This window comes from Kineothrix sp. MSJ-39 (genome assembly GCF_018917935.1).
Taxonomy (GTDB): Bacteria; Bacillota; Clostridia; order Lachnospirales; family Lachnospiraceae; genus CAG-194.
In genome coordinates, this window is sequence record NZ_JAHLPN010000050.1 from 1 (window position 1) to 1,040 (window position 1,040).

Annotated in this window: 1 protein-coding gene; it reads right to left on the bottom strand. The window is 39.0% G+C overall.

All coding sequences use genetic code 11. The annotated features are described in order from the left end of the window. Positions 1 to 152: 152 nt before the first annotated feature. On the bottom strand, positions 153 to 1,040 hold an 888-nt coding region (locus KQI22_RS13710; protein WP_216553436.1), incomplete at its 5' end, for a class I SAM-dependent methyltransferase.

Consider the following 1,040-nt stretch of genomic DNA (forward strand, 5'->3'; position numbering starts at 1 on the left):
TTGACATGCAATCATTTCGCTGTTATATATAAAAACAAGGCGGAAAGCTTAATCTCAAGCCTTCCGCCATTCATTATCATAGAAGATCTAAGTATTTACAGAGTTTTCTTCACACACTCGCAGAAGAAGTTTCCTGCTTATTCCTATTACTCTTAATTTTTTTCGCCAATCAATAATAACCATCTATGATCAAACATAATTTGAGACTCTTTCTTATATGGTGAAAAACCGGTTTTACTACCGCCTGCCAGTTCAGCTTTCATCAAATTGGTTATCTCTTTTTGTACGTCTTCTAGCGTATCTGTCAGTTCCATCCAGCTTTTCAGATTCACCGACACCAGTGTGGTTTCTTCGCATTGCAATGTAAAATCTTTTTCGAACAGTTTTTCAAATTCTTCCCTGCTGAGGATTCTGGTGTGTGACATATCGCGCATTTTCTCAATCTTATCATCCATTGTACGCAAAGGCTCTTCGGCAGCTTCCATATCCCAGACCACCAGCTTTCCCCCTTTTTTCAGGACACGGTTCATCTCTCCAAAAGGTTGCTTAGGATTGTCAAAATGGTGGAAAGAAAGCCTTGTGACCACCAGATCAAATGTTTCGGAGTCGTATGGAAGTTCTTCTGCATTTCCTATTTGAAAATAAATGTTGTTTATCTGGTTTTCGCCGGCAAGTCGTTTCCCCTGTGCCAACATTTCTTCCGTCAGATCCAAGCAGGTAATGTCCTTTACGAAAGGAGCCAGTGCCCTGCCGCAAATACAAGTTCCGGCTGCCACCTCCAGGGCATGTTCTGTTCCTTTTGCTCCAATTCGTTTAATCAGGTAATCGGTATATTCTGTTTTTGACATATGATAAGCAGCAAACTTTTTAGCCTGTTTTTTGAACGAATTTTTGACTGTATCATTGTGATTCATAATTAACCTCTCTATTCTTTTTAGTGCATGTTCAACAAAAGCCTTGATTTTACTGGATTTGTTGAACGGTTTACAAGTTACATATATCTTCAAACTAGAGTTTTCTGGATATGAAGTAGCTTCAAT